A 22,199-nucleotide genomic window follows, 5' to 3' on the forward strand; every position below is an offset into this window, starting at 1 on the left:
AGATAAGTGCTTTATTTATAGATAAAAAATACTGTTATTTTATTATTCTCTATCTAAATAATACATGTTCTTTAGTAAACCAACGAACACAAAATAATAATAATAATCCGGCCGTAATCACCGTTGCGATAAAAATATACCCAATATATGTAAAGTCTACGGTTCCTTTAACAATTTCTTTTATTGCTAAAGATACATTAGTTATTGGGATAAAAGCCGTTTTTGACGTTAATTCCATGTTAGGCATTAATGAAATCATCACGGGAAAAAACACCACGATACTCAATGGTGCCATGTAATTTTGTGCCTCTTTAAAACTACGTGCGTAAATAGAAATGGCTAATGCGATAGCTGAAAAAATAGCGGCAAGCGGTAATAATAAAATAAAGATCAAAATTAAATCAAGTAACACTAAGCGGCTAAATGCGCTGGCGATAATATCTAGATCGGTAAATGATAATGCCAAGGCAATCCATGCTCCCATACTGCTCACGGTGATAAGGGTCGAAGCAATCGATGTCGTTAATAGTGTTAAAAATTTGCCTAATACAAGCTGTGTACGTGTAATTGGCGTTAATAATAGGGTTTCTAAAGTACCTCGTTCCTTTTCACCTGCACCTAAATCAATTGCCGGGTATGTTGCTCCCATTAAAACTAAAGGGACTAATAAATACGGTAAAAAACCACCTAGTTTCTCACCTAAATTCTCACGTTTATCTGAAGTATCGACTTTTTTAACTATAATAGGGTTTAAAATTGCTTGCTGCTGTTTTAGTTGTAGACCTAATTGAATTAATTTATTTTTTTGTAGATTATCACTGTAATCTTGGACTAATTTTTGAATACGCTGATATAGAAAATTAATAGATTTAGCATCATTAAATACAACTTGCCAAGTCGTTGTTTCATAATTATCCAGTGCTTTTTCTGTATTTTTAGGGATATAAATCCCCATATCAATCTCACCGCGTTTTATTGCTAATTTAAGTTCTTCAATGGTCTTAAATGCATTACCCCTTTCGAATAATTTAAAGCTTTTATGATAAAAAATGGTGTCTGTAAAATCAGGAGCAAATTCACCATTTATAATCGCGTAAGTATGCACTTTTTGTTCTGCTTGTAATGCAGCTTGAGAAGTAAGAAATGCCATAACAGCAAATAAAATGGGAAAAACAATTACAGGTAATGCAACAACAAATAATAATGTTTTTTTATCGCGTAATAACTCTTTTAACTCTTTTTTATAAACTTCAAACATGGTTATGCTCCGATAAAATAGTTAAAAAAGCTTTGTTTAAATGTTCACTCTTCCCTTGTTTTTTAAATTCATCGACACTATCAGAAAAACAACTAATCCCTTTATTAATGACCGTAACACTATCGCACAGCTGCGCAATTTCATCTAAATGATGAGTGGAAAAAATAACCGGAATGCCTTGCTCTTTTAAACTTAAAATAAAAGAAATAACCGTTTGCGTTGTCATAATATCTAACCCGGTTGTAGGCTCGTCTAACACCACAACATCTGGGGAATGAACTACTGCACGTGCAATATTTGCTTTTTGTTTCATACCAGTAGATAAGCTATCTGCTCGTTTATCAACAAAACTATGCATATCAAGCAAAGAAAATAATTCATCACATCGATTAATTATGTTCTGTTTCGACATTCCATGAAGTTTAGCAAAATACGCTATGTTTTCTTTCACCGTTAAACGCCCATATAGGCCAGTACTACCCGATAAAAAACCTATAGACTTTCGTCCATAAACAGGTTTTTGTACGATATTAGTTTGATTAATATAAATACTTCCCGCATCCGGTGTTAAAGCGGTTGAAAGCATTCTCAGTGTCGTTGTTTTACCAGCGCCATTGGGCCCAATAAGACCAAGAACCTCCCCTTTTTTACAACTAAATGATACATTTCGTACACTGTGGAAATATTGACTATCTTCACGAGGGTCAATTATGTGAGCGTGATCTTTTTTGTGATCTTTGGTGCGCTTAAACTTTTTTTGTAAGCCGCTCACTGTAATCATTTTTGTTTCCTTGGTTTAGGCCTAAAGTAATCGGTATTATTATAAAAAGTTGGATCTTTATTGTCGTCATACCAACCCGGTATGCCTAATAAGGGCAAAGGTGATAGTGATTTGTTATCACTTAAGCTTCCTTCATTTTTTATCATTTGATATAGGGCGTCATCAATAATTGCATACTGCTGAATTAATTTTTTAGTAAAGAAATCATCATTTACCGGGACAAAAAAAGCCTTACCCGTTAATCCTATATAGGGTTTAGTAAGCATTTCGTAGTTAGCATGGCCAAACATAAATGCATTAATAGATTCACCCCAATTTGCTCGTAACTCAACAAATGCCTTTTGCCATTGATGCTCTTTTAATAGCGTACTCCAATGACTTTCAGACACCGCGAGTATAACGGCACATTCATCAAATAATGTTAATGCGTTTCTGTGTTTTGTTCGATTTAAATTACCAGCTAATTCAATTTCATCAACATGACGACTATTTATTAATGCTTTGGTTTTAGGAAACAAGCACCATATAAATCCACCAAATAAGTCATGCCAGTTCTCTTTTCGAGTAGGTACTTGCCCTGTTTCATAAATAACTTGTTCATAGTAACGCTGCTTGTAATCAATTTCTGCATCATCAACAAACTCAATGGGGATGTTATTTTCATTTACCGCATTTAAATATTGTGAAAACCATTGATTTGAAGGCCAATTCGTTAGCTTATCAATGCTAAATAACCGTTGCAGGTGTGAAAATGCACCTATTTTTAGACATTCAGTCTGAAAATTTTCTAAAGGAGTAAATCGCTTCATTTTTAACTTTATTTTTTAATATTTATATACAAGTTTACCGTAAAAGCTGGTTCTAATTAATAGATCTTCATATACTAACAGTACTTAAAACAACAAAAGATTAAATATGAAAAGATTTTCTTCTATTGCTATCGTCATAACCTCATTGCTAAGCGGGTGTGCTACAACAAATTCAGCAAACGATATCACTGCAGCTTATAACAGTATCAAAGCATCCGAACTTGCTGAACATATTAAAGTGTTAGCATCTGATGAATTTGGAGGTCGTGCGCCTTCTTCTGCTGGCGAAAAATTAACCTTAGATTATTTAACACAACAATTTAAAGCGCTTGGCTTAAAGCCAGGTAATGGTGATAGTTATTTACAAGAAGTCCCGCTTGTATCTTTAGAAGCGGATTCGAATATGGTATTAACTATAGGCGATAAAAACTATCAATATAAAAAAGATATGGTGATGGGAAGCTCACGTATCAGTGAACTTCAATCAATCGATAAGTCAGACCTGATATTTGTGGGTTATGGTGTTAATGCACCAGAATACAACTGGAATGATTACGAAGGGTTAGACGTTAAAGGTAAAACAGTGGTCATGCTTGTAAACGATCCAGGGTTTGCCACTAAAGATCCAGCTTTATTTACTGGTGACGCAATGACTTATTATGGCCGTTGGACTTATAAATATGAAGAAGCAAGCCGTCAAGGCGCCGCTGGTGCAATCATCATTCACGAAACCGCTCCGGCCTCTTACCCTTGGTCTGTTGTTGAAAATTCGTGGAGTGGCGAGCAATTCGGATTTCAAAAAGATAATAACAACATGGACAGAGTCGCTGTTGAAGGTTGGATAACACATCAGGTTGCTACAGAGATCTTTGCAAACGCAGGGTTGAACTTTGATGAAGAAAAAAATAAAGCCGCACAAAGTGCATATCATGTTGATTTAGGAAACCTTAAAGCAAGTGTTACGGTTAAAAATACGATTAAAAAATCAATTTCATATAATTTCATTGCAACTTTACAAGGTAGTGAACAACCTGATGAACATGTGATCTATTCGGCGCACTGGGATCACCTAGGCACTGATACATCTCGTAAAGGAGACCAAATTTATAACGGTGCGCATGATAACGCATCGGGTACAGCCGGACTTATCGAAGTAGCACAAGCATTTACAAAATTACCTGTTGCGCCTAAACGCTCTATTACATTTCTTGCTGTAACAGCCGAAGAGCAAGGCTTACTGGGATCAAAATTTTACGCTAACTCCCCTGTTATCCCAGCCCAAAAAACAGTGGCTAATATCAATATGGACAGTCTAAATTTATTAGGTGGAGTAAAAGATATCAGTGTAGTTGGTATAGGTAAATCAGAAATGGATGATTTATTAACAAAAGCCGCATTGCTACAAAACCGAACAATATCAGGAGATCCTAAACCATCATCAGGTGGATATTATCGTTCAGATCATTTTGCTTTTGCAAATATGGGTGTACCAGCTATGTACGCTGGTGGAGGAACTCAACCTATCGATGAAATTACAGCTAACTATAGAAAACGTATGAGTTTAATTTTGCGCGGTTGTTACCATCAACCTTGTGATCGCTACCGTGATGAATGGAATTTATCTGGAGCAGTACAAGACTTACAACTATTTTATCAAGTAGGGTTAGATATTTCTGAGCAAGTACAATGGCCAGCATGGTATAAAACCTCTGAGTTTCAAAGAAAGTAAATGCAAATGATATTGATTATCATTTAATTGTATCGTACAGTATTATCATTCTTTATTTTTGGTAATACTGTATGACACTGTCGCTGGCAAAACCTTTATTTGTATCACTTAATTTAGTCTCTCAAAACAAACGTCTATTTTTACCTCTCGTTGTCTTAGTGTGTTTATGTTTACCTTCTTTACAATTACACACAATCACTGCATTAAGTGATGCTTTCTTTCAAGTTACTGTGTTCGTAGCTGTAACATTGCTTTTATACTATTACGTAATCGATAAATTCCCACAATTTGAATTAAACTATTTAAGATCCAAATCTCCTGTCCTTGAAGTTTTATTTGCTTCTGTTTTAGGTGCTCTCCCTGGCTGTGGTGGTGCTATTATTGTTGTTACACAATTTACAAAAAGACAGGCTAGTTTTGGCGCTGTGACTGCCGTTTTGGCAGCAACAATGGGAGATGCGGCATTTTTATTACTTGCAACAAAGCCCAAAGAAGGCTTACTGATTATGGCAATAGGCCTAACTGTTGGGACTGTAACAGGATGGCTTGTAAATTTATTACATCAAAATAGATTTTTAATACCCGAAAAAGTAATAACACAAGAATCAACAGAGTGTACGTCGCCTTTTTTAATAAATTTAAGTAAACCTCTGTGGAAAGTAACACTCATACCCAGCTTCATTATTGCTATAGCCATTGCCGTCAATGCTGATTTTTCTTTAATAACAAAAGATGCTGATTTAATAGTCAGCTATTTTGGGGCTGCTATGGGTATTATCGTCATTACTGTTTGGGCATTTTCAAACAAGGGTCAAACCTACCAAGATATAACTAGCGAAGATAAAAAACCATCTCCGCCCTCTAAGTTTATAAAAGTTATTCAAGATACCCATTTTGTCAGCGCATGGGTTGTCGCCTCGTTTATGCTTTTTGAAATTTTAATTAATGTTGTAGGACTAGACTTACATCATTGGTTTTTAGAAAATGTTTATTGGGCGCCGTTGATTGCACTTTGTATTGGATTATTACCAGGGTGTGGACCGCAAATCATTGTTACAACTCTTTATATTCAAGGCTATATTCCATTTAGCGCATTAGCTGCAAATGCAATATCTAATGATGGTGATGCATTGTTCCCAGCAATAGCAATGGCCCCTAAAGCTGCCATTATTGCCACCATATATACAGCCATACCCGCTTTTATAATTGGATATGGTTTATATTTTGTTGGCTTATAAAATAAAAAACCCAGCTATAAAACTGGGTTTTTTTTAATTAAAATCTAAATACTCGCCTTAAACCAACCAATGGTAATAACAGTAAACCAAACCAATGAAAACTAGCAGAACTTCTTTCAAATGTTTCAGCTTCTACTGCAACACAGTTTTCGACACTGCCATTTTCTAAAGGTGTTAACTTAACTGGCACTACAATACTTTCGTATTCTATATCACCGTTTATATCTGTTTCTATATTACCTAAAGAATCGGTTTTTTCGACTGTTTTGGTTGCAACACCAAAAATTTCGTTATTATCATTAATCACTTTTGCTTCAGCAACGGTGTATCTATATTCAGTTTCTCCGTCATCTTCATAACACGGTAATAAATCGTTAAGATTAGTAATTTCATCTTCACCGATTTGATAAATAAAGGCTTCTTTATTACGTGTTGAATCAGTTAAACCCACTTCACCTTCACCGACAATATAACCTTGATTATTAATATCATTAGCATAAGAGCTAGAGCTTGAGAAATAATCGTTCGGGAAAACTGTGTTACCGGTGGCAATATCATAATAAAAAAACTTTTCTACATAAGTAGAATTGTCAAATCGTGCGCCATAACCAACAATAACATCATTATCGTTAATAGCTAACGCCTTACCTGATTCCCAATCATCATCTTGATCAAGTAGTTCAACAACCTCACCATCTTTATAAAACACCGGCATAGTAATACGTGTATCACTATCTTTGTATCTAACATGAGATGTACCCACAGCAATACCGTTTTCATTTACTGCGAGCGCTGTACTTGTAAATGCATAATCTTCATCATCGGTAATGGCTAAGCCTAAACCTAGTATTTCAGTAGACGTAATATTAAATGAAGTATCAAATTCCCATTTTACTGCGCGCTTATCAAACACACCAGAAGACGAACTAATATTTAAAGATTCAATACATGCTTGTAAAGGCTCATCTTCTTCATCACAGTTATCTTCAATATTTTCTAGGCGGTCATCAGGTATTCCTGTTGAAACATTACCGACCACAATATAACCATCGCTGGTTCTTACAATATCATTGGCTCGACTTGTACCGCCGTAGTCGTCAAATTCAGGGACTATTTCAACTTTATCGCCGTTTGAGGCAATAATGATCCCACGCTCTATAAATTCACGGGTAAACCATACTTCTTCATCATCTTCATCTTCAGGTGTAAACTCTACTTTTTCATAAGGTGCACTACCCCAACCTACTTTTACACCATCACGACTTACTGCATTATATAAATTAGTCGTTGAACGAGTTAAACCATCAAAATCAGGCGACTCTTCATCAAACAATACTTGTTCTGTAACAGTACCATCATCATAATTCACACCATAAAGGGAACCTAATTTTTGGTATTCAAAATTACTCGTTAAACTAGAAATTATACTTACCATAAAACTATGCGCATCAGCATTAGAATAAATCGCATCGTTATATTGAATGTCATCTAATGTAAAACTAATTTCCTGATCGATTAATTCATAATTTGCTTCAGCAGAAGAATAACTTGTAGTAAAAAGACTATCAGCAAAATCTAGATAACTAATATCAATGGGTAAGTTATAAATACCTGTAACCACACCAATAATATGTCCACCTTCGCTCACATCGGTAATATAAGCATGCTTTGCATCTTCAGTAGTGCCTAGTTCAGTTAATTCATAAGTGGCTGCGGTTACTGAGTTACTTAATGTCGCTATAATACTGGCAGCGAGTAATTTATATTTCATTTTAATCCTTACTACTGATTCTTTAATTCTTCAAGTTCTTCCCAGCGCTCAAAAGCGGCTTCAAGGTCAGACTCAAGTTTTGCTAAATGGTTCAATTGCTTAGTCGTTGTTTCACTGTCTTTCTTAAAAAAGTCGGGATCGCTAACAATTAATTGTTGTTTTTCTATATCGACCTCAAGTTGTTCCATTTTTCCAGGTAGTTGCTCTAACTCAAGCTTCAACTTATAAGACAATTTATTATTTTTATTTTCTTTTTTAACCGGAGCAGCTGTCGCTTTAGGTTCACTTTTAGTCGCTTGTTGCTGCACTTTCTTTAGTTGGTCAGCTTTGTAATTAACAAAGTCTTCGTAATCACTATAACCACCAACAATATCAGTGACGATACCCTTGCCTTCAAAAGCCCAAACACTAGAACAAGTATTATCAATAAATTCACGGTCATGGCTTACAATTAAAACCGTCCCTTGATATTGATTAATAATGTCTTCTAATAGTTCTAATGTTTCAATATCTAAGTCATTTGTTGGTTCATCTAACACGAGGATATTAGAAGGTTTTAAAAATAACTTAGCTAATAATAATCTATTTTTTTCACCACCCGACAACGCTTTTACCGGTGTGCGTGCACGTGCTGGCGGAAATAAGAAGTCTTGCAGGTAACCTAACACATGGCGTGAACGCCCTCCCATCATGACTTCTTGTTTGCCTTCGGCTACATTATCTTGAACCGTCGCTTCTTCATCGAGTTTCTCTCGATATTGGTCAAAATAAGCAAACTCTAAATTAACACCTTGTTTAATATCACCAGAATCCGCTTTTAAATCACCAAATAACAACTTCAATAGCGTGGTTTTACCAATACCATTTGGACCAACCAGTCCAATTCGATCGCCGCGCATAACTAACGTAGAAAAGTCATCTGCAATAACTTTATCTTTAAATGCATGATTTAAATGTTTTGCCTCAAAAACAAGTTTACCCGAGCGATCTGCACTCTCGATATTAAAGTCAGTTTTACCGACTTGATCAATTCGTTGTTTACGCTCATTTCTTAGTTGTTTTAGTTCTCGCACTCGCCCTTCGTTGCGCGTTCTTCGTGCTTTAACGCCCTGCCGGATCCAAGCTTCTTCTTCAGCTAAACGTTTATCAAACAACGCATTTTGTGCTTCTTCAACTTTTATATCATGTGCTTTTTGTTCTAAATACGTTGCATAGTCACCAGGGTATGAAATTAACTTGCCACGATCTAAATCTAAAATCCGCGTGGCAACAGCACGTATAAACGCACGGTCATGTGATATAAATACGATACCGCCTTTAAATTCTTTTAAAAACTGCTCTAACCACATAACGCTAGTCATATCTAAATGGTTAGTCGGTTCGTCAAGTAGTAATAAGTCAGGTTCACTCACTAAGGCTCTTGCTAAAGCCACTTTTCTAAGCCAGCCACCCGATAGAGATTCTAGTTTTGCTTCAGGCGTAAGCTCTAAACGCGTTAATACTAATTGTATCCGACTATCAAAACGCCAACCATCTGCTGCTTCTAATTGGGTTGATAAGCGTTCTAATTTATTTAATAACTTATCAGTGCAGTCAGTTTGCAATTCATTACTAACATGATGATAATCGATTAAAAGATTAGCAATGTCAGGCATACCTTGGGCAACATAATCAAACACCGTCCCGTTTGCACCTTTTGGGGGATCTTGCTCAAGACGTGAAATTTTTAATCCACCTAGCTGGTTAATTTCACCATCATCTAAGGTTACTTGCCCGTCGAGCACTTTTAATAAAGTAGATTTACCTGCACCATTACGCCCAACAATACATACCCTTTCTCCACTTTCAATGACTGCATCTGCATTATCTAATAAAGGATGTGTACCGTAAGCTAATTGGGCTTTAGAAATTCGAATTAAATCCATAGTTATTTTTACTCTTATTTTTCTTTTCTAAGAAATTCAATGACAGCACTTTCATCAAAAGGCCAAAAAAGCTGTTTTTCGTTGTCAGACTTTAATACCGGTATCGTTGTTTGATACTGTTTTATTAAATCTTCATCACTAATAATATCAACCAATAACAACTTATCATCAGTTAATATAGCGCTAATAATTGCCAACGCGTTTTCACATAAATGACAGCCATCTGTGTGATATAAAGTCAAATTAGCCATGTGTAATTAACCAACTATTATGGATTTGCTTATTTCTTTTAAAGTCAGGTGATAATGTTTTATCAGAAATATTAATCGCTTTAAGTCCAAGGCCAATTAATCCTACTTCATCCATTACAAAGCCGCGTTTGTTATTAGAAAAAATTAAAGTACCCGATGGGCTTAAAATCTTTTTCACCCACGTTAGTAATTTAATATGATCTTGTTGCACATCAAATGCATCTTTCATTCTTTTTGAATTTGAAAACGTTGGTGGATCTAAAAAGATTAAATCATATTGAGAGGTAGCATATTCAAGCCATTTTAAACAATCGGCTTGTTCGAAGCGGTAACGGGTATTGCTAATATTATTAAGATCAAAGTTATCTTGCCCCCACTTCAAATATGTCTTAGATAAATCAACCGTGGTAATCGCTTTTGCGCCACCTAGTGCTGCATGAACGGATGCCGTGCCTGTATAAGCAAATAAGTTTAAAAAACGCTTATCTTTCGCATTTTCTTGTATATACCGACGGGCTAAGCGGTGATCTAAAAACAGACCTGTATCTAAATAATCAAATAAATTAACTTTAAACTTAGCACCAAACTCTTCAACCACTTGTGTTTTATTTTGTTTAGCTGCAGGGGTATATTGTTCATCGCCTTTTTGTTTTTTACGCACTTTCACAGCAATTTTATCGGGTGAAATATTTAATTGTTGGGCTGTTAATGTAATTACATCTTGTAAGCGCTTTTGTGCTGTTTTGTCATCTATTTCTTTCGGTGCAGCATATTCAAAGATAACAGCTGAATCATCGTATATATCAACAGCAACATTATATTCAGGGATATCAGCGTCATAAACACGATATGCATGTACTTGATTTTGCTTTAACCAATTTTTTAAACCTTGTTTATTCTTTTTAAGTCGGTTAGCAAATGAAATAGAACCTTCAAAGTTAAGTGCCGGTTTATCTTCAGTGGTTAAACTGACTTGCTTATCATTTAATTGATATAAATTTAATTCAACATCTAATGGCCCATTTTTAAACTTATAGCGCTTTTGCTTAACTAATTTTAAAAGTTTAAATAAGCTTTCATCCATCCCTAACAAGGCGAGTTTCCAGTGATTAAAATGCTTTTTAAAGCCCACACCTAAACTGCGATGTAAATCAACCAACTCAGCCATCGATCCAATACGTTCACCATAAGGTAAATTAGAAATAACCACTCCTGGCAGTTTAGCCACCGCAGTGAGTTTTGTTGCATCACTTTGTTTAAATTTAATGACAGAATCTAATTCAGCACGTTCTGCATTTTCAATCGCTTTATTAAGTACATTTGCATCATAATCATGCCCAATAAGCCATAATTTAGGATCTGTTATTTGATCAAATAACGCTTCTTTTAATGCTTTATATTTTGCAGCACGAAAACTTGGCAAACGCTCAAATGCAAAACCTTCTCTAAATAAACCAGGGGCTTCATTACGCGCCATACCAGCAGCTTCAATTAAAATAGTACCGGCACCACAACAGGGATCGAAAAGTGGTTGCTTTACATCATCAAGCCAGCCACTGCGTTTAATGATTGCCGCAGCTAAATGTTCTTTGATTGGCGCCTTACCTTGACCTTGACGATAACCACGCTCTGAAAGTCGAGGACCCGAATAGTCAATATACATTGCGACGCCTTGTCGGCTTAGTCTGGCAACAACTCTTACATTGGCATTTTGTTTATCAACATTAGGACGTTGTTCATAAAGATCATTAAAATAATCTACAATGGCATCTTTTATCACTAAGCCCGAAAACTGAGTATTTTTTAATGCGTCATTAGTCCCATTAAAATCAACAGCAAAAGTTTGCGAAGGGCCAAACCACTCTTGCCAAGGTTGTAATCGTGCAAAGTTATAAAGGCTTTCTTTATCATTTACGCCTTCTTTTTCTTCAATGAGCATCAAAATACGAGTGGCAAAACGACTTGATAAACAGACTTTTTGTGCCAATAATGAATCCGCCTCAAAGCGAACAGATCCAACCGTTTGCTTAGACACTGCTGCGCCAAGTTCAGTAAGTTCTTCAACTAATAAATTTTCGATTCCGATAGAAGTAAGTGCGATAAATTGCAAAGTAGTAACCCTTAATAGCTAATTGCGCAGGATTATATCATAGGTTGTTACACAAACACGCCAAAACAAAGGCTCATTTAAATAAAATACGAGGTAAAATAGATTCTATAAATTTGCTGGAAGCAAAAGCTTAGGCTGATTGGATGGAACTGTTGTGATGCAAAATAGGATGGACGCGATTATTTAATACTTTAATCACTTCAAACTGCTCTAAACTTAAATTTTCATCTAAAGAGAATGTTTTGCTGAGGTTTATACATACAGAGGCATCTTTTTCGTGGTCAATAATTAAAAAATCACCTGATTGCTCTTTAGATACTAATTTAACAATAGCTTCTACGCTGGGATCTTTGGCTGTGTACTGTTTAAAAAACCAACTTTTCGCTAATACAGGTTGTAAATAAAATTTAACCGCGGTTGCATTGAGTGCAATTTGGCATATTTGTGCCTCATTCCAAATATTAAAACTTGCGAGGTAGTGAAATACTTGTTGATAAAAACCCGCATCTTCAAGGCTAAAGTTCGGATTTGATTTAACAAAGTGAGTAAGCTGGCGCAGTTTGTATGGGGTACACAATTGCATATCATCACCTAAATCAATAAGTAAACGATTTTTAACTGGACAAGCAATCCACTTCCATTTTTTTGATGCTTGTAACATGTCCTACTCACTTTTATTGCAAAATAATTAAAACTTGAATACAAAGTATACTTGCTTTTAATCATTTATTAAATATTTTCTTAGAACATTTATTTAATGATCAAAAGCTTAGATAACTGATCCTTATAAGCTATTAACGATCGATTTAACTAATTTAGGTCCTTTGTAAATAAATCCGGTATAAACTTGTACTAATTGCGCACCTGCATCAAACTTTTCGTGGGCTGATGCCACATCATCAATCCCACCCACACCAATTATGGGCAACTGGCCTTTGGTTAATCGTTTAAGTTCAGCCACTACTTCATTTGAGCGAGTTCTAACCGGCTGACCAGATAACCCACCAGCCTCTTGAGCATATTGCTGTCCTTGAACTGCTGCACGAGACAATGTTGTATTAGTGGCAATAACACCATCAATCTTATTTGAAAGCAGTGACTCACTGACTTGTTGAATTTGAATATCATCTAAATCGGGAGCTATTTTTACAAGCATAGGTACGTGCTTATTATGATGTGCAATTAAGTCTAATTGTTCATTTTTCAAAGATTGGAGTAAGTCATCTAGCGCTTCGCCATATTGTAAATCTCGTAATCCAGGCGTGTTAGGAGATGAGATATTAACGGTAATATAGGATGCATGTTCAAATACTTTACGCATACAGTGAATATAGTCATCTTTTCCTTTCTCATTAGGCGTATCTTTATTTTTACCAATATTAATACCTAAAATGCCTTTATAGTGAGAGGCTTTTACATTATTAACTAAATTATCGACCCCTTTATTGTTAAAGCCCATTCGATTAATAATTGCATTCGATTCAGGTAATCTAAATATACGTGGTTTCTCATTGCCTATTTGCGCTTTAGGGGTCACGGTTCCTACTTCAACAAAACCAAAGCCCATTTGGCCAAATGCATCTATGCACTGTGCGTCTTTATCTAATCCTGCAGCCAGCCCAACCGGGTTTTTAAATTCTAATCCTAAAAAATTAACCGGCTTATTTTCTATACTTTGCTTCCATGCTGCACTAATTGGGGTATTGGCATAACGGCGTAAATTATTAAGAGCAAATTCATGTGCCCACTCTGCATCTTGAGTAAACATAAAACGGCGAGCTAAATCGTAAAACATGTAATATTCCTCTTATTTATTTCAGACAAAAAAATACCCCAGTCAAGGCTGGGGTATTGTATAACAATTTTACAACTAACTTATATTGAATTAATGATATCTAATAATAAAAATAATTCATTTTAACAGTTTGATGTATCACAATTATGGCTTAATAACATAAGCTCTCTAAGGGCAACTGAGAATTTCGCAAAATCATGGCTTTGAGATGTTTTAAACTCTGTAAGCATTTGTTTCCAACGACGAAGTAATTGTTCATTGAGCTCCATCCATTCGTCTATCTGCGCATCTACGTTTTTCTCATCACCTTCAAAGCTATTTAAAACAACTTCAGAAAGAATGCGTTGCTGCCAATCAAGCTCTTCTCGATTAGATGCCCTTGCAAGTGCTTGCCAATGATTAGCAACTGGTTGTTTAGTGATTTGTTCTAAGAACCAATGCAGCCCCATATGAGCACCTAATTTAAAGTAGGTATTAGCAACCATTGAAATACCACGCCCAGAACTGTTCGCTATTTCAGCTAAATCCATCGCCGAAAATACGCTTGATAAAGCAACAATTCGTTCAGCTATAGGTAACGGTACGCCACTTTGTACTAGCTTTTCAGACTCAGTAACAATACGCGTTGCTTCTGTTTGTTCCATATAAGTGGTCAAGTTAGCACTTAAATCTGCAAAGGTTGGTTCAAAGTATTCAATCGCTTGTGAAATACTAAGAGACTTATTGCGATGACGTAAGAACCAACGTGTTGCACGCCTTACGGTACGACGAAGTTGATACAACATTTCTGTTTGCACAGTGGCTGGAATTTGGTTATCTAAATCACTAATTTTCGTCCATAGCTCAGGCATATTAAAAATCGCACTGGCGATAGAATAACAAATTGCAATTTCAGCTTCTGACGCCCCAGTCTCTTCATGCATACGAACCATGAAATTTAGCCCCATATCATTAACAATGTTATTTGCTAATTTAGTGGCAATAATTTCTTTACGAAGCGGATGGTTATCCATAGCTTCGTTAAATTTTTCACGAAGAGGTAATGGAAACGAATTAACTAATAATTGACGATAGTAAGGGTTTTCAGTAATTTCGGTTGTCACTAATGATTCTTTAAGAACCATTTTTGCATACGAAACCAATACTGATAACTCAGGTCTAGTGAGATCTTTACCCGCGGCTGCTCGTTCGGCTAATTCTTCATCTGAAGGAATAAACTCAATGGCACGGTTTAGCTTACCATCTTTTTCAAGTGCATGAATAAACCTTACTTTTTCTTTAAGGGTAGACACACCTTTAGATTGAGTAATTGATAATGTATGAGTTTGGCGGTAACAATCGTTTAAAACTAACTCAGAAACTTCATCTGTCATTGAATACAATAATGTATCACGTTGCTTACGTGTTAAATCACCCTCAGCAACTAAACCATTAAGTAATATTTTAATATTAACTTCGTTATCTGAACACGCTACACCACCAACATTGTCAATAAAGTCGGTATTAACACGCCCGCCTTTTGCAGCAAATTCAATGCGACCTAATTGTGTAGCTCCTAGGTTTCCGCCTTCGCCTAAAATTTTAGCACCCAGTTGTGAGCCATTAATTCTCAATGCATCATTTGCACGGTCACCTACATCGGCATCGGTTTCTTTTGAATGTTTAATATAAGTACCGATACCCCCATTCCAAAGCAAATCAAATTCCATCATTAATGATGCTTTAATTAATTCATTTGGCGTCATAGTGGCTTTTTTAGTGCCTAGCATTTTCTTCATTTCTGGACTAAGAGAGATAGACTTAGCTGCTCGCGAGAAGATCCCCCCGCCAGCTGAAATTAAATCTTTATTATAATCTTCCCACGATGAACGCGGTAAATTAAACAAGCGCTCACGCTCAGGATAGGTCGTGGCAGAATCAGGATTTGGATCAACAAAAATATGTAAGTGATTAAAAGCAACCTGCAAACGAATATGCTTTGAAAGTAGCATACCATTACCAAATACATCACCGGCCATATCACCGATAGCAACCGCTGTAAAATCGGTAGTTTGGCAATCTATTTCCATTTCGCGAAAATGACGTTTTACTGATTCCCACGCCCCTTTAGCCGTGATCCCCATTTTCTTATGGTCATAACCGACTGAGCCACCTGATGCAAATGCATCCCCTAGCCAAAATTTGTATTCATCTGCAATACCGTTCGCAATATCAGAGAAAGTGGCGGTCCCTTTATCTGCAGCGACCACTAAATACGGGTCATCTTCATCATGTCGAACAACATCAATAGGAGGGACAACTTCACCACGAAGAATATTATCCGTGATATCTAATAAGCCACGAATAAATATTTTATAACATTCTTGGCCTTCTTTTATAAACGCGTCTCGTCCACTTGGTAATTGTTTACAAACAAAACCGCCTTTAGAGCCCACTGGAACTATCACGGTATTTTTAACTTGTTGGGCTTTTACTAAACCTAAAACCTCAGTACGGAAATCTTCGCGTCTATCTGACCAACGTAATCCGCCACGTGCCACTTTACCACCGCGTAAATGAACACCTTCAACACGTGGTGAGTATACAAATATCTCAAATGCCGGAAGAGGCAATGGCATATCAGGGATTAAACTAGGCTGCACTTTAAACGAAATATAAGATTTAAATTCTCCAGTGCTGTCTTTTTGATAATAGTTAGTACGTAATGTTGCTGCGACCATATCAACGTAATAACGTATAATTCGGTCATCATCAAGATTTGCTACATTCTCAAGCGCAAGGTAAATTTGATTTGTCAGCTTTTCAAATGCTTTTTCACTACTTGGATTTTTAACACAAAACTTAGTTGAAAACAGTTTAACTAACTGCGCTGCAATATTAGGATAATTTGCAAATGTGCTTTCTATGTAACTTTGTGAAAAAGTCACCCCAATTTGGCGCATATATTTAGCATAAGCACGTAATATAGAAGCTTCACGGCCTGTTAATCCGCCCATTAATACCAGACGATTAAATCCGTCATTTTCTAAACGGTTATTCCATACATTTGTTAGTGCAGCACGAAAACGTGCAGAAACTTGATCAAAATCGGCCATCCCTTTGCTATCAATAAGCATAGAGAAGTCCATAATCCAGTTAATTCGACCATCACTGGTTTTAACAGAATAAGGGGTTTCACCAATCACACGTAAACCAAAGTTTTCGAGCATTGGCATTACATCAGATAAATGAATAGGTTCGTCTTTATGAAACAAGCTCAAACGAACAAGGTTTGTATTGGCTTCTTCTTGTGGACGGTAAAACAACATCTCTAATTTGTTTTCGTCACTAAGCAGTTCTAGCTTTTCAATATCGACTACAGCAGCACTTGGTAAAACTTCATCTTTATAAGAGCGTGCAAAGGCAGTTGCGTACTTTCTATTGAGTTCATTGCCGCGAGCTTCACCTACCGCTTCTAATAATGCTGATTGTAATTTATCTTCCCAGGTACGGGCCGCTTCTATTAAGTTATTTTCGATGTCTTTCACTTTATATTCAATATTATTATCGGTCACACGAACGGTATAATGTGTTCTCGCCAGTGTTGACTCAGAAAAGAAAGTAGTAAATTCAACTTTTTCGTCAGAATTAAACGCATTTGCTAAAATACTTTGTGTTTCATAACGCAGTGCGGTGTTATAACGCTCGCGGGGAACATACACCATACAAGAAAAGAATCGACCATATGCATCTTTACGAACAAATAGACGACACATATCACGCTCTTGAACTTGTAAAACACCGGTTGCTACATCTAGCAATTCATCTTCGCGCGCTTGAAGTAACTCATCTCGAGGATACGTTTCTAAAATATTAAGTACCGCTTTGTAAGCATGTGTGCCTTTTGCAAATACACATTGTTCCATTATGCGATTAATTTTACTTTTTAGAACCGGAACATCTGCTGCGCTGTTATTATAAAAACTCGAAGAAAATAACCCGATAAATCTATCTTCACCAATAACATTACCTTCATCATCGAAACGTTTTATACCCACGTAATCAATATGAGCAGGACGATGTACCCGTGATACCGAGTTCGTTTTAGTTAATATTAATAAATTAGCACTACGAGCTTCTAATCTAGCTACTTCGGGTAATTCAGATAATAAACGCGAATGTTCTTCCGTTGTATGTTTCATCAAACCTAAGCTGGTATCCATTAACCCGCTTAATTCATAATCACCTTGCACAGGAGATAATTCGTATTGGCGATAACCCATTAAAGTGAAATTATCTTTTGCTAACCAGTCTAAAAACTCGATTGTTTCTTCTTGTTCACTTTTATTTTTTACATTCGTTCTTTTAGCCAGCTGTTTAGTGACTTCAATCAGCTTTTTACGTGTAGGTTGCCAATCTTCAACCGCAACCGACACATCAACTAAAACAGATTCAAGTTCTGTTTTAAAAGAGGCAATAACCTCTTCATCAGTTAAACGGTCAATTTCAATAAAAAATACGGTTTTAGTCGAGGATAATTCTTGCTGATCTTTTAAATTTGATAACGCAGTAATTTTACAATGAGTATCGCGTTTAATTTTTAACGGGCAATGGAGTAATAAATGCGACGCAATATTTTGACGCGTCATTGCCATACGTACCGAATCGACTAAAAAAGGCATATCTTTTGCGATGATTTCAACAATCGTGTGTGAAGATTGCCATCCATCTTTTGATACTTCAGGGTTAAAAACACGAATAGTCGCACTATCAGTCGTGTTTTTTTCTAGCGAATTCCAAAGGCTTAATGCAGCCCCGTATAAGTCACTGTCATTGCGATTAGCCAAATCTTGTTTAGACATATTGCTGTACAAGGATTTGGCAAAACTTTCAACGAGTAACACACTGTCAGCATGAACTTTTTTTTGAATAAGCTTACAGACATTATCTAAGATAACCGAAGCTTGGCCTACATTTCGTGTCATTGTATATTCCTTAATCTGTTACTGCTTTATTTAAAGCAGTATACGTGTACAGCTATTTATAAATGTGTGGAGTCAGATAAATTCTAACCCTTTTACAGCTAATGAACAGCCTTTTTGATGAAAAGATTTTAAGCATTTCAACTATTTGCTCAACTATTCACAAAATATAGATATAAATTAGTATACACGCTATTTTACAGCAAAATTATTCACTTTTATTTTTCTGGTCGGTCCACAAGAAACTACCAATTGCCGGAAGTAACACCACGGCACCTATCATATTCACTAAAAACATAAAGGTAAGTAAAATTCCCATATCGACCTGAAACTTAAGATCGGAAAATATCCATGTGCTTACTCCAATTGCCAGTGTAATACCCGTAAACAACACCGCACTACCACGTTCTACAAGTGCATTTCTATAGGCTACTGCCAATGGTACATTATGTTTTAACTGCCCCATCATCGATGACAATATATAGATCCCATAATCAACCCCAATACCAACACCAAGTGCGATAACAGGCAAGGTAGATACCGTTAGTCCTATTTCCAATTGAACCATTAATGCTTGCGCTAAAGTCGAGACTATATAAAGAGGCAAAACGACGGCAATAGTCGCTTTTACACTTCTAAAACTAATTAAACATAAAATAATCACCGCGCCATATACATAAAGCATCATAGGAATTTGTGCAGCAGCCACCGATTCGTTTGTAGCGGCCATAACACCTACAGGCCCTGAAGCGAGTTTAAACGCCAGTGTGCTTGTATTTTTTTGTTCACTAAAATGTTTAATTTTATCGATAACATGATTGATCGTTTGCGCTTTATGATCTTCCAAAAATATGATGATTGGCATAACAGAGCAATCGCCGTTAAGTAACCCTGTACTTGTTTCTACACGTGATGTTGCTTGAACCAAACTCGCTGAATTACGTGGAAGACTTTGCCATTTCAAATTCCCCTCGTTATAACCGGCATTCACTGATTGTGCCACAGAGCTTAAACTTACTGCAGATTGCACACCATTTACATTTTCAATCTTGTATTGAAAACGTGAAATACGTTGCATAACATCATGTTCAGTACAGGCCGCAGGGTATGCTTCTACAATGACTTTTAGAATATCTGAAGATATTGTATACCTATCTGAAATTAAAAATGTATCTTGGTTATAACGCGCATCTTGGTGTAAAGAAGGTGCACCGGCATGTAAATCACCAATTTTCATTTTATCTGCTTGGTAATAGCCAAAAGCAAATAACACTAACGTAAAGCCAATGATTACAGACGCATTTTTTCTATCTGTTGCTTTTACTAAGATATGTCTTAATAAATCAAAAGTATTCGGTTTTTCTTTATTGCCCGCTTGTATATGGACTGTATTTTCAAAGTGCATATAAGAGGCCCACACAGGCAATAAAATTAAATTAGTAAAGATAATGACTGCAACCCCTAAGCTTGCGGTAATCGCTAATTCTCTAATAATTCCAATATCGATAGTTAATAACGTTAAAAAACCAACCGTGTCAGATAGTAATGCGATACCCCCAGGTATTAACAACGCAGTAAAACTCGCTTTACAACACGAATAAGTATCGCTCCCTTCGCTCACTTTTTTACCAATTGCATTAATCATTTGCACACCATGACTAACCCCAATGGCAAAAACTAAAAATGGCACGAGGATAGACATAGGATCAAGCCCAAAACCTAAACTAGAAAGCAAACCCAATTGCCAAACCACTGCAATAATTGAACAAATCACCGGTAAAATGGTGAGTTTTAAACTGCCACAAAATAGCCAAACCATAATAAAAGTAAAGGCAATGGCAATAGCAAAAAACACTAAAACCCCTTTTGCTCCCTCAGCAATATCGCCTGCCATTTTAGCAAAGCCTATAATATGAATGCTGACATTTTCAGTACTCAAAGGCTCTCTTAATTGCGACTCTAGTTTGTCTGAAAAAGCTAAAGTATCTAATTTTTCTTGAGTTTGGGGGTCAGTTTCAAGCAATTGCGCACTTACCATGGCACAAGAGTAATCACTGGCAATCATCCGTCCCACTACTTTTGCTTTTTCAATATTTTGTTTTACAACACTTAAGCCTTGTTCATTTGGTTTAAAATTAGCGGGAATAATTGGCCCCCCGGCAAAACCATCTTCAACCACTTCAACAAAACGTGCACTCGGTGAAAAGATGGAGTTAACTAATGGACGATTCACGCCGGGTATAAAATATAACTGATCGTGAACAGCCTTTAACTGCTGAAAAAATTCAGGATTAAAGATATTACCATTTGCATCACAAACCGAAATTAAGATGCTGTTTGCCCCACCAAACTGTTTTTCATGTTTTGTGTATACTTTCATATAATCATGATTTAGCGGGATATTTTTATTAAATGAAGCATCTAGTTGAATGTGTGTTGCCTTATAAAACAACCCACAGGTAATAACTACAAACAAAATAACCATTAACAAGCGGTTTTTAAACACAACCTGTTCTATAGAATTTAAAAAAGCGCGCATTAAGGGGTTAACTCCTTCACTTTAATACCGTTTTCGGTTGTCATTATTAATTTATTTTTGTCGACAACAGCGGATAAAATAGACTTTGCATCCGCATTTTGCTGATACGTTAATTGGTTTTCAGATAAAGTATAAATAACACCACTATTTGCAAGTAATAACCAAGAGTTGTTATAACTGATGATGCTGTTAATCGTAGCCGTTTTTGTATTTTTAATATGCTCCCATTGACCACCCGCTGAAGATTGGGTAAAAATATTACCGCGTAACCCAGCAACAACTCGTTGTGTATTATTTTCATTTAAAGCAAAAAAAGAGCCTGGGTAAATTTCATCTAATCGCTGCCACGATTGACCATTATCATTACTGTGTGCCATTACCCCCATCTCACCGACAATCATTAGACCTGTAGGCGTTTTTTCGATCCGGTTAAAATGAGGTAAAATAGAAGCTGTCTCAATAGCATAGCCTTCAGGGTCATTAATTTTTAAATCATCTAAATATGCTTGATCTTCTGGGTAAAGTAATGATGATAAAAAGCGAGGCTGCCATTGCTTACCACCATCGAGAGTTTGATAAAACATACCATAAGCCCCAACGGCAAAACCCATTGAGTTAGTAGTAAAAAGAATGTCTAAACACGGTTTATCAAGTGCCGGCAAAAACTGTTGAAGTTCCCAACTGTCACCCCCATCGCCAGTATGAATAATTGTAGCATCGTGGCCACATGCCCACCCATTATCGGCATCACTAAAATCAACAGCGGTTAGTAAAGCTTGAGTAGGTACATGCTCAGCCTGCTTCCAATCCAGTGCGTTGGAACTGGTAATAACCGTGCCATGCTTGCCAACAGCTACAAACTGATTTGTTGTTTTTGTAATATCGGTTAATAAGGTATTTTGTGCTTGAGAAGCACTAATAGCAGGTAAAGGTAGCTCATTGGCAAGTGATACTGAGCTAATTAAAAGTGTAGCGCAAACAAAAAACTTCATAAATATATTCGCTTTGTACTATGAGAGATTGTATGAGTAA

General features: G+C 36.3%; 14 protein-coding genes. 2 read left to right on the forward strand and 12 right to left on the reverse strand.

The window, feature by feature from the left end; all coding sequences use genetic code 11:
- Positions 1 to 49 precede the first annotated feature (49 nt).
- From J8L70_RS04250 to J8L70_RS04260, 3 genes are read right to left on the reverse strand one after another with little or no spacing between them, the layout of a single operon-like run.
- The gene (locus tag J8L70_RS04250) at positions 50 to 1,258 is read right to left on the reverse strand and encodes an ABC transporter permease (RefSeq protein WP_211054235.1); all 1,209 of its coding nucleotides are present in this window, start codon (positions 1,256 to 1,258) and stop codon (positions 50 to 52) included.
- Positions 1,251 to 2,039, reverse strand: coding sequence for an ATP-binding cassette domain-containing protein (locus tag J8L70_RS04255; RefSeq protein ID WP_211054236.1), 789 nt, complete (start codon positions 2,037 to 2,039; stop codon positions 1,251 to 1,253). The genes J8L70_RS04250 and J8L70_RS04255 overlap by 8 nt, the downstream gene beginning before the upstream one ends.
- Positions 2,036 to 2,848: a DUF3025 domain-containing protein gene (locus tag J8L70_RS04260; RefSeq protein WP_211054237.1), complete on the reverse strand. Its 813-nt coding sequence runs from the start codon at positions 2,846 to 2,848 to the stop codon at positions 2,036 to 2,038. Before J8L70_RS04260 ends, J8L70_RS04255 begins: the two co-directional genes overlap by 4 nt.
- Positions 2,849 to 2,954: 106 nt before the next feature.
- Between J8L70_RS04260 and J8L70_RS04265 the strand changes: the two genes are divergently transcribed.
- Both J8L70_RS04265 and J8L70_RS04270 read left to right on the forward strand, forming a co-directional pair.
- Complete coding sequence (locus tag J8L70_RS04265; RefSeq protein ID WP_211054238.1) at positions 2,955 to 4,577, forward strand: M28 family metallopeptidase; 1,623 nt, start codon at positions 2,955 to 2,957, stop codon at positions 4,575 to 4,577.
- Positions 4,578 to 4,648: 71 nt separating this feature from the next.
- Positions 4,649 to 5,815, forward strand: coding sequence for a putative manganese transporter (locus J8L70_RS04270; protein ID WP_211054239.1), 1,167 nt, complete (start codon positions 4,649 to 4,651; stop codon positions 5,813 to 5,815).
- Positions 5,816 to 5,852: 37 nt separating this feature from the next.
- On the opposite strand, the gene J8L70_RS04275 is transcribed toward J8L70_RS04270, so the two are convergent.
- The 9 genes from J8L70_RS04275 to J8L70_RS04315 form a co-directional block, all read right to left on the reverse strand.
- The gene (locus J8L70_RS04275) at positions 5,853 to 7,586 is read right to left on the reverse strand and encodes a DUF3466 family protein (RefSeq protein ID WP_211054240.1); all 1,734 of its coding nucleotides are present in this window, start codon (positions 7,584 to 7,586) and stop codon (positions 5,853 to 5,855) included.
- Positions 7,587 to 7,597: 11 nt separating this feature from the next.
- Positions 7,598 to 9,511: an ABC transporter ATP-binding protein gene (locus J8L70_RS04280; RefSeq protein WP_211054241.1), complete on the reverse strand. Its 1,914-nt coding sequence runs from the start codon at positions 9,509 to 9,511 to the stop codon at positions 7,598 to 7,600.
- A gap of 14 nt (positions 9,512 to 9,525) precedes the next feature.
- Positions 9,526 to 9,762, reverse strand: a complete 237-nt coding sequence (locus J8L70_RS04285; protein ID WP_211054242.1) for a glutaredoxin family protein — start codon at positions 9,760 to 9,762, stop codon at positions 9,526 to 9,528.
- A complete protein-coding gene (gene rlmKL / locus J8L70_RS04290; RefSeq protein WP_211054243.1) occupies positions 9,755 to 11,872 on the reverse strand; it encodes a bifunctional 23S rRNA (guanine(2069)-N(7))-methyltransferase RlmK/23S rRNA (guanine(2445)-N(2))-methyltransferase RlmL in 2,118 nt (705 codons plus the stop codon). The genes J8L70_RS04285 and rlmKL overlap by 8 nt, the downstream gene beginning before the upstream one ends.
- Before the next feature lie 130 nt (positions 11,873 to 12,002).
- The gene (locus tag J8L70_RS04295) at positions 12,003 to 12,533 is read right to left on the reverse strand and encodes a cell division protein ZapC domain-containing protein (protein ID WP_211054244.1); all 531 of its coding nucleotides are present in this window, start codon (positions 12,531 to 12,533) and stop codon (positions 12,003 to 12,005) included.
- Positions 12,534 to 12,656: 123 nt separating this feature from the next.
- Positions 12,657 to 13,667 (reverse strand): quinone-dependent dihydroorotate dehydrogenase, encoded by a 1,011-nt coding sequence (gene pyrD, locus J8L70_RS04300; protein WP_211054245.1) that lies wholly within the window; start codon positions 13,665 to 13,667, stop codon positions 12,657 to 12,659.
- Positions 13,668 to 13,789: 122 nt separating this feature from the next.
- Positions 13,790 to 18,631, reverse strand: coding sequence for an NAD-glutamate dehydrogenase (locus tag J8L70_RS04305; protein WP_211054246.1), 4,842 nt, complete (start codon positions 18,629 to 18,631; stop codon positions 13,790 to 13,792).
- 205 nt (positions 18,632 to 18,836) lie between these two features.
- The gene (locus J8L70_RS04310; protein WP_211054247.1) at positions 18,837 to 21,167 is read right to left on the reverse strand and encodes an MMPL family transporter; all 2,331 of its coding nucleotides are present in this window, start codon (positions 21,165 to 21,167) and stop codon (positions 18,837 to 18,839) included.
- Positions 21,167 to 22,159, reverse strand: coding sequence for a YCF48-related protein (locus J8L70_RS04315; protein WP_211054248.1), 993 nt, complete (start codon positions 22,157 to 22,159; stop codon positions 21,167 to 21,169). The genes J8L70_RS04310 and J8L70_RS04315 overlap by 1 nt, the downstream gene beginning before the upstream one ends.
- Between the last annotated feature and the right edge of the window lie 40 nt (positions 22,160 to 22,199).

Origin of the sequence: Pseudoalteromonas sp. MMG010 (assembly GCF_018100905.1) — a bacterium.
Lineage (GTDB): Bacteria > Pseudomonadota > Gammaproteobacteria > Enterobacterales > Alteromonadaceae > Pseudoalteromonas.

Excerpts from the sequence above, each read along its gene's own strand:
- J8L70_RS04285 (WP_211054242.1), bottom strand. The coding sequence starts at position 9,762 with ATGGCTAATTTGACTTTATATCACACAGATGGCTGTCATTTATGTGAA.
- J8L70_RS04310 (WP_211054247.1), bottom strand. The coding sequence starts at position 21,167 with ATGCGCGCTTTTTTAAATTCTATAGAACAGGTTGTGTTTAAAAACCGC.
- J8L70_RS04270 (WP_211054239.1), top strand. The coding sequence starts at position 4,649 with ATGACACTGTCGCTGGCAAAACCTTTATTTGTATCACTTAATTTAGTC.
- pyrD (WP_211054245.1), bottom strand. The coding sequence starts at position 13,667 with ATGTTTTACGATTTAGCTCGCCGTTTTATGTTTACTCAAGATGCAGAG.
- J8L70_RS04295 (WP_211054244.1), bottom strand. The coding sequence starts at position 12,533 with ATGTTACAAGCATCAAAAAAATGGAAGTGGATTGCTTGTCCAGTTAAA.
- J8L70_RS04305 (WP_211054246.1), bottom strand. The coding sequence starts at position 18,631 with ATGACACGAAATGTAGGCCAAGCTTCGGTTATCTTAGATAATGTCTGT.
- J8L70_RS04315 (WP_211054248.1), bottom strand. The coding sequence starts at position 22,159 with ATGAAGTTTTTTGTTTGCGCTACACTTTTAATTAGCTCAGTATCACTT.
- J8L70_RS04255 (WP_211054236.1), bottom strand. The coding sequence starts at position 2,039 with ATGATTACAGTGAGCGGCTTACAAAAAAAGTTTAAGCGCACCAAAGAT.
- J8L70_RS04275 (WP_211054240.1), bottom strand. The coding sequence starts at position 7,586 with ATGAAATATAAATTACTCGCTGCCAGTATTATAGCGACATTAAGTAAC.
- J8L70_RS04280 (WP_211054241.1), bottom strand. The coding sequence starts at position 9,511 with ATGGATTTAATTCGAATTTCTAAAGCCCAATTAGCTTACGGTACACAT.
- J8L70_RS04265 (WP_211054238.1), top strand. The coding sequence starts at position 2,955 with ATGAAAAGATTTTCTTCTATTGCTATCGTCATAACCTCATTGCTAAGC.
- J8L70_RS04260 (WP_211054237.1), bottom strand. The coding sequence starts at position 2,848 with ATGAAGCGATTTACTCCTTTAGAAAATTTTCAGACTGAATGTCTAAAA.
- J8L70_RS04250 (WP_211054235.1), bottom strand. The coding sequence starts at position 1,258 with ATGTTTGAAGTTTATAAAAAAGAGTTAAAAGAGTTATTACGCGATAAA.